The organism is Pseudomonas sp. XP2, from assembly GCF_053557975.1.
The window spans coordinates 35,252-42,624 of record NZ_JBNRIK010000036.1 but is presented as its reverse complement, the minus strand read 5'-3'; the positions used below and the strand labels follow the sequence as shown (position 1 = coordinate 42,624).

At 63.4% G+C, this 7,373-nt stretch carries 9 protein-coding genes; 4 read left to right on the top strand and 5 right to left on the bottom strand.

All coding sequences use genetic code 11. From position 1 onward, the window contains the following. Window positions 1–478: 478 nt before the first annotated feature. The 5 genes from ACK1VC_RS26655 to ACK1VC_RS26635 all read right to left on the bottom strand — a co-directional run bounded on the left by ACK1VC_RS26655 (window position 479) and on the right by ACK1VC_RS26635 (window position 4,178). A complete protein-coding gene (locus tag ACK1VC_RS26655) occupies window positions 479–1,819 on the bottom strand; it encodes a sensor histidine kinase (RefSeq protein ID WP_060519137.1) in 1,341 nt (446 codons plus the stop codon). Between the two features lie 60 nt (window positions 1,820–1,879). Then, window positions 1,880–2,296 (bottom strand): Spy/CpxP family protein refolding chaperone, encoded by a 417-nt coding sequence (locus tag ACK1VC_RS26650; RefSeq protein ID WP_016488518.1) that lies wholly within the window; start codon window positions 2,294–2,296, stop codon window positions 1,880–1,882. A gap of 167 nt (window positions 2,297–2,463) precedes the next feature. Then, window positions 2,464–3,141 (bottom strand): response regulator transcription factor, encoded by a 678-nt coding sequence (locus tag ACK1VC_RS26645; RefSeq protein ID WP_016488517.1) that lies wholly within the window; start codon window positions 3,139–3,141, stop codon window positions 2,464–2,466. Between the two features lie 142 nt (window positions 3,142–3,283). After that, on the bottom strand, window positions 3,284–3,583 hold the full coding sequence (locus tag ACK1VC_RS26640; RefSeq protein WP_016488516.1) for a YciI family protein: 300 nt from the start codon (window positions 3,581–3,583) through the stop codon (window positions 3,284–3,286). Window position 3,584: 1 nt separating this feature from the next. After that, window positions 3,585–4,178 carry a septation protein A gene (locus tag ACK1VC_RS26635; RefSeq protein ID WP_024717735.1) on the bottom strand — a complete coding sequence of 198 codons (594 nt, stop codon included), beginning with the start codon at window positions 4,176–4,178 and terminating at the stop codon, window positions 3,585–3,587. Window positions 4,179–4,244: 66 nt separating this feature from the next. Between ACK1VC_RS26635 and ACK1VC_RS26630 the strand changes: the two genes are divergently transcribed. From ACK1VC_RS26630 to scpB, 4 genes are all read left to right on the top strand, one after another. Next, window positions 4,245–5,105 (top strand): PHP domain-containing protein, encoded by an 861-nt coding sequence (locus ACK1VC_RS26630; RefSeq protein ID WP_016488514.1) that lies wholly within the window; start codon window positions 4,245–4,247, stop codon window positions 5,103–5,105. Between the two features lie 13 nt (window positions 5,106–5,118). After that, window positions 5,119–5,748: an L-threonylcarbamoyladenylate synthase gene (locus tag ACK1VC_RS26625; RefSeq protein WP_033732044.1), complete on the top strand. Its 630-nt coding sequence runs from the start codon at window positions 5,119–5,121 to the stop codon at window positions 5,746–5,748. Between the two features lie 125 nt (window positions 5,749–5,873). Further along, window positions 5,874–6,599, top strand: coding sequence for a segregation and condensation protein A (locus ACK1VC_RS26620; protein WP_161775556.1), 726 nt, complete (start codon window positions 5,874–5,876; stop codon window positions 6,597–6,599). Continuing rightward, complete coding sequence (gene scpB, locus ACK1VC_RS26615; protein ID WP_024717734.1) at window positions 6,586–7,353, top strand: SMC-Scp complex subunit ScpB; 768 nt, start codon at window positions 6,586–6,588, stop codon at window positions 7,351–7,353. Before ACK1VC_RS26620 ends, scpB begins: the two co-directional genes overlap by 14 nt. The last annotated feature ends 20 nt before the right edge of the window (window positions 7,354–7,373 follow it).

Sequence of the window (7,373 nt, the reverse complement as noted above, 5' to 3'; positions counted from 1 at the left end):
CGGGCTTGCCCCGCGAAGAGGCCAGTGGCCTTTACATCACATCAACTGCCAGTAGCTTCAGCCAAGGGCAACTCCAACCTGGCCACAAAGCCCCCCTGTGGATGGTTGTCCGCGCTGCCTGATACCTGCACCGTACTTGTGGGAGCGGGCTTGCCCCGCGAAGAGGCCAGTGGCCTTTACATCACATCAACTGCCAGTAGCTTCAGCCAAGGGCAACTCCAGCCTGGCCACAAAGCCCCCCCTGTGGATGGTTGTCCGCGCTGCCTGATACCTGCACCGTACTTGTGGGAGCGGGCTTGCCCCGCGAAGGGGCCAGTGGCCCTTACATCACATTAACTGCCAGCAGCTTCAGCCAAGGGCAGCACCAGCCTGGCCACAACGCCCCCCCTGTGGATGGTTGTCCGCGCTGCCTGATACCTGCACCGTACCTGTGGGAGCGGGCTTGCCCCGCGAAGAGGCCAGTGGCCTTTGCATCACATCAACTGCCAGTAGCTTCAGCCAAGGGCAACTCCAGCCTGGCCACAAAGCCCCCCTGTGGGTGGTTATCCAGCACCAGTCTCCCGCCATGGCGCTCCGCCGCTTTGCGCGCAATCGCCAGCCCCAGGCCATGCCCTGGCGCGTCCTGCCCCGGCGCGCGGAAGAACGGCTCGCCCAGCTGCGCCAGATGCTCCGCTGCCGCCCCGGGCCCATGGTCACGCACGCTGATCACGATGTGGTCCTGCTCACGCACGGCGCTGACCTCGACCGGCTGCCCCACCGGGTTGAAGCGCAGGGCATTGCGCAGCAGGTTGTCGACGGCGCGCTCGATCAGCGTCGGCCAACCTTGCAGGGTCAACCCCGGCTGCGCCTCCAGGCGCACGTCCTGGTCCGGTGCGCTGAGCAAGGCGTCTTTGCGCACGCTGCCGAGCAGGGCATTGAGGTCGACCGGCTCGGCATGAGCCTGCTCCGCATCGACCCGGGCCAAGGCAAGGATTTCGCTGATCAGGTCTTCCAGCCGGTCGCACTCGCGGGTCAGGCGCGGCCACAAGGTCTCCCGCTGCTCAGGCCCGGCGCGCTCGGCCAAAGCCAGGGCAATGCGCAGCCTGGCCAGCGGCGAGCGCAACTCATGGGACACATCGCGCAGCAACTGGCGCTGGCTGCCAATGGTGCTTTGCAGGCGCGCGCCCATCTTGTTGAAGTCCTTGGCCAGCACGCCAAACTCGTCACGCCGTGCAGCCAGCTGCGCCAGGCTGTTCTGCTGGTAAGTGGTCTGCCCCAGGTCATGCACCGCGCTGCGCAGGCGGCTTAGCGGGCGGGTAATGGACAGGGTGACCAGCAGGCTGAACAGGGTCAGTACCACCAGCGCAATGCCCAAGGCACTGAGCGGCCACATCAGGCTTTCGCGGTGCCAGGCGTCCAGTGCAGGGTGGGGGATGCGGTAGATCAGCAGGTAGGTTTCGCCGGTCTCCGGGCTGGTGTATTCCTCGGTCAGCCGACGCCATGGCAGGCGCCGCTCGTCATTGTGCTGGCGTGCCTCGAAGGCCGCCGCACGGCGTGGGAAGGTGCCGGGCACCACGGCCTCGCCACTGTCATCGAGTACCTGCACATCGATCTTGTAGCGATCTTTGCGCCGTTCCAGAAAGTGCTGTGCCGCATCCAGGCCTTGCTGCTCGTAATGCTTGGCCCACTTGCTGGCCAGGGTATTCAGGCCCGGGTGGCGGCTTAGGATCCAGGCATCCTGGTTGAGCATGTGGCCCAGCAGGATAGACAGGCCTGCGACCAGGGTGATAGCCAGCCAGAAACTGGCCAGGATGCGCCAGAACAGTGAACGCAAGTGCACCTCCTGTAAACGGTAAAAGCCCGGCCCGCGGGGAGGCGGGCCGGGCATCGGGCGGACAGCTTACTGAGCCTTGGTGCCTTTTTCAGCTTTCCAGGCCTGGAACTCCTGCCACTCGGCTTTCTTGGCGGCGCGTTCCTTTTGCAGTTCGTCGAACTTTTTCTGCTGTTCAGGTTTGAGCAGGTTGCGCACCGCAGTGTCGGTCTTGTCGCGGCTGGCTTGCAGCTCGTCTTTCATGGCTTTCTGGTCGGCGGCTGGCAGCTTGGCCAGGTAGCGCTCGGTGATGTCACGGCGCTGCTGCATCTGCTCGCCCATCAGCTTGCCGATCTGCTGGCGCTGGTCGCGGCTCAGGTCCAGTTGATGGAAAGGCGCATCACCGCGATGATGCGGGCCGTCGTGACGCGGGCCGCCTTCAGGCATGGCCATGGCCACGGTCGGCAGGGCGGCGGCGAACATCAGGGCGATAAGGGTCTTGCGCATGGTGTCTCTCCTTTCATAGGCCGGTGGTTACCGGATGAGCACAGTCTAGGGAGATCACCGTCAAGCGCAGTCAGGGGATGGTAAAGGCACTGTAAAGAACAGTTCCAAGCTCCAGGCTGCAAGTGAAGCCGATTGCGATCTTGCGCCTTCTTGTAGCTTGCAGCGAGTTACAGGCAGTAGTAATAGCCACGGCTACGCAGCGCCACGATACGTGGCCTGCCATCGGCATGCGGCCCGATCTTCTTGCGCAGGTTACTGACATGCATGTCCAGGCTGCGGTCGTACAGGGTCAGTTTGCGCCCCAGGCCGATTTGCGCCAGCTCCTGCTTGTCCAGCGGTTCGCCAGGCTGGCGCAGCAGGGCTTCAAGAATGCGGCTTTCGGACAGGGTCAGGGTCATTTCACGGCCGTCGATGCTGGCCACGCCGCGCGCAGGGCTGTACACCAGGTCGCCCAGTTCCACCTGGCTGGTGGTGGCGGTGGGGTGGCTGCGGCGCAACACTGCTCGCAGACGGGCCGTGAGCTCGCGCGGGTCGCAAGGTTTGGCCAGGTAGTCGTCGGCGCCCAGCTCCAGGCCAAGAATGCGGTCCAGCGGCTCGCCCCGTGCAGAGAGCATCAGCACCGGCAGCTCGGTGTGCTCGCTGCGCAATTGCTTGAGCAATTCCAGGCCGCTGCCATCGGGCAGCATCACATCCAGTACCACGGCCGCCGGAGCGTGCTCGGCCAGGGCCTGGCGTGCGCTCAGGCCATCATGGCACGCACGCACGGTGAACCCTTCCTGGGTCAGCCAGCTGCCGAGCAGCTCGCACAGTTCCTGGTCATCATCAATCAGTAACAGCTCGCTCATGACTCACTCAATTCAACCATTGACGGCGGCTATTCGGCCCGCCAGTGGCAAAGATACCGCAGACTGATGGCAGCCGTATAACTACTGGTGCCGCGTCAGCTTCTTCGCGGGCTTGCCCGCGAGGAAGCGACTCGGTCTCAGATCAAGGCAATACTTGCTTGAACGGCTTGACGACGACGTTGTCGTACACGCCCGCCGCAATGTAAGGATCGGCATCGGCCCAGGCCTGCGCCGCGGCCAGCGATTCGAATTCGGCAACGATCAGGCTACCGCTGAAACCGGCTTCGCCCGGGTCGTTGCTGTCGATGGCCGGGTGGGGGCCGGCCAGCACCACGCGGCCTTCGGCCTTGAGCTGCTGCAGGCGTTCGATGTGCGCCGGGCGGGCAGCCAGGCGCTTTTCCAGGGAGTTTGCGACGTCGCTGGCGATGATGGCGTAGAGCATGTCAATCCTTGGGTTTGGTAGTAGAAGGGTCGTCGTGCAGGTGGCGCGACAGGTACACGCCTTGCGCCACCAGGAAGATCACGGTCATGCCCAGGCTGCCGAACACCTTGAAGTCCACCCAGAAGTCCTGGAAGGTAAAGGCGACGAACAGGTTGGCCGCGCCGCAGAACAGGAAGAAACCGATCCAGGCAACGTTCAGGCGGGTCCAGATGGCATCTGGCAGGGTCAGGGCGTGGCCCATGATGCGCTTGATCAGCACCCGATCGCCGATGAAATGGCTGCCGGCAAAGCCCAGGGCGAACAGCCAGTTCACCACCGGCGCTTTCCACTTGAGGAAGGTTTCGCTATGGAAGGTCAGGGTCAGGCCGCCGAATACCAGGCAGGCCACCAGCGTCAGCCATTGGCCCTTTTCCAGCCTGCGTTGGCGCAGGAACAGCGCACCGTACACCACCAGCGAGCTGATGATCAGCATGGCCGTGGCACTGTAGATGCCGCCGAATTCGAAGCTGTGGCCGGCGACTTCCATGGGGCGCGGGTCAAGCTTGTAGACGATGAAGAACAGCAGCAGCGGGATGAAATCGATGAATTGTTTCACAATGGCAGCCAGAATCGGGATGTGACGGCATAATAACAAACATCGATTCCAGCGAAAGCGCTCTCCATGAATGTTGATCTGCACTGTCACAGCACGGCCTCCGACGGCGCCCTGTCGCCCTCGGTACTGGTTGCCCGGGCCCATGAGCACGGGGTGCAAACGCTGGCACTGACTGACCACGACACCCTCGAAGGCCTGCCCGAAGCCCGCCAGGCCTGCATTGAGCGGGGCATGCGCTGGGTCAGCGGGGTGGAATTGTCGTGCACCTGGGGTGGCGCGACCATCCATGTGCTGGGTTATGACTTCCCGCTGGACGCGCCGCCCTTGCTGGCGGCCATTGAAGCGCTGCACCGTGGCCGCTGGCTGCGCGCCGAAGAAATAGACAAACGGCTGGCAGCCAAGGGCATGCCCGGCACACTCGAGGGCGCCCGCGCCGTACAGCACGAGCTGGGCGACAGCGGCAACGCCCCGGCGCGCCCCCATTTTGCCGAGTACCTGGTGCGTGCCGGGCACGTCAAGGACCGCGGCGAGGCGTTTCGCAAGTGGCTGGGTGCCGGCAAGCTGGGCGACGTCAAGCAGCATTGGCCGACCCTCGACGAAACTGTCGCCACCCTGCGGCAGTCCAAAGCGTGGGTGAGCCTTGCACACCCCATGCACTACGACCTGACCCGCAGCAAGCGCAGAAGGCTGATTGCCGACTATATTCAGGCAGGCGGGCAGGCACTTGAGGTGGTCAACGGGATGATGCCGGCCGAGCAGGTGGGCACGATGTCCATCCTTACTCGTGAGTTCGGCCTGCTGGCAAGCGCTGGCAGTGACTTCCATGGCCCCGGCACCTGGGGAGAGATCGGTGCCTACCGGCCTTTGCCCGAGGATCTGCCACCTCTGTGGCGTCGATTCAGCCATGAACAGCCTTTGGCGCTATGAACAGGATGACTACGTGAGCCAATTTTTCCAGATTCATTCGGAGAACCCACAAGCGCGCCTGATAAAACAGGCCGTCGAGATCATCCGCAAGGGTGGCGTGGTGGTTTACCCGACCGACTCGGCCTACGCGCTGGGCTGCCAGATTGGCGATAAAAACGCCATCGAGCGGGTTCGGCGCTTGCGCCAGTTGGACAAGCAGCACAACTTCACGCTGCTGTGCTGCGACTTGTCGCAAATGGGGTTGTTCGCCAAGATCGATACGTCTACGTTCCGCCTGCTCAAAGCGCACATTCCGGGGCCTTATACCTTCATTCTCAATGCCACCCGCGAGGTACCGCGGTTGCTGATGCACGAGAAACGGCGGACCATTGGATTGCGCGTGCCATCCAACCCGATCGTGCTGGCTCTGCTAGAAGAGCTGGGCGAGCCGTTGATGAGCGTGAGCCTGATCTTGCCGCCCGAAACAGAGCCGATGACCGACCCCTACGAGATCCGTCAGCGCCTGGAGCACCATGTCGATCTGATCATCGATGGCGGTTTTGGCGACCTCAAGGCGTCGACCGTCATTGACCTCACTGGCGATGAGCCCGCGCTGATCCGCGAAGGCTGCGGCGACCCCACGCCGTTTATGGTCAACGCGTGAGCCAGATGGAGGCGCCCGAGGCACCGGCTGAGCAGGCCGAGTCGCCTCGGCAGTTGCAACTGGCCCTGGTCTACGGCGAAGCCCTGACCGAAATGCCGCTGGACCTGTACATTCCGCCGGATGCCCTGGAAGTCATCCTGGAAGCCTTCGAAGGGCCGCTCGACCTGTTGCTGTACCTGATCCGCAAGCAGAACATCGACATCCTTGACATCCCGGTGGCGGAAATCACCCGCCAGTACATGGGCTACGTGGAACTGATGAAAAGCGTGCGCCTGGAGTTGGCTGCCGAGTACCTGGTGATGGCCGCCATGCTCGCCGAGATCAAGTCGCGCATGCTGCTGCCGCGTTCGGCCGATGTCGAGGAGGAGGAGGGCGACCCGCGCGCCGAGCTGATCCGCCGTCTGCAGGAGTACGAACGTTTCAAGGCCGCAGCCGAGGGCATTGACGACCTGCCAAGGGTGGGCCGCGAGGTCGTTGTGCCGCGCCTGGAAGCACCGCAGGCCAAGGTCCGCAAGCTGTTGCCGCAGGTCAGCCTGGAAGAGCTGCTGATGTCCATGGCCGAGGTCATGCGCCGCAACGACCTGTTCGAAAGCCATCAGATCAGCCGTGAGACCTTGTCCACCCGTGAGCGCATGAGCCAGGTGCTGGAGCGCCTCAAGGGCGGTGCTTTCGTGCCGTTCGGCGACCTGTTTGCCGCCGAAGAGGGCAAGCTGGGTGTGGTGGTGACCTTCATGGCGGTTCTCGAACTGGTGAAGGAATCGCTGATCGAACTGGTGCAGAATGAACCCTTCGCCGCTATCCATGTGCGGCTTCGCCCAGCGCTTGTTGAAGAACCTGATGAACCTGAATGACCCCCGCGACCTGGCGTCACTGATCGAAGCTTTTTTGCTGGCTTCGGGCAAGCCGCAATCCCTGGAGCGCCTGTACGAGCTGCTCGAAGAGGCCGAGCGCCCCGAGCCCCAGGTGTTCAAGCAGGCCCTTGAGGTGCTGGGCAAGTCGTGCAGCGGCCGTGCCTTCGAGCTCAAGGAAGTGGCCAGCGGCTACCGCCTGCAGATTCGCGAGGACTTTGCGCCCTGGGTCGGGCGCCTGTGGGAAGAGCGCCCGCAGCGTTATTCGCGCGCGCTGCTCGAAACCCTGGCCCTGATCGCCTACCGCCAGCCCATCACCCGTGGCGAGATCGAAGACGTGCGGGGCGTGGCGGTGAACAGCAATATCATCAGGACCATGGTCGAGCGCGAGTGGATTCGCGTGGTTGGCTACCGCGAAGTGCCCGGGCGGCCAGCGATGTTTGCCACCACCAAGGCGTTTCTCGACCATTTCAACCTCAAGAGCCTGGATGAGCTGCCGGCCCTGGCCGAGCTGCGCGAAATGGAGCCGGAGCCGCTGCTCGACCCGGATGATGCGCCAGTGCCCGCGCACCTGCAGGCGTTGGCAGATGCCAGCCTTGGGGAAGAAGACGTTTCTGAGCCAAAGGACGAAACCAGCTTCCGTAGCTTGCTGGTGGAGCTGGATGCCATGGAAGAGGGGCTGAAGATCGATTTTGATGACTTGCGCGAGGAGGAACCTGAGGCTTCTCTGGGGGAAGAGGGCAAGTTACAGCCCTGATTCTTCTGTTGGCAACCTGG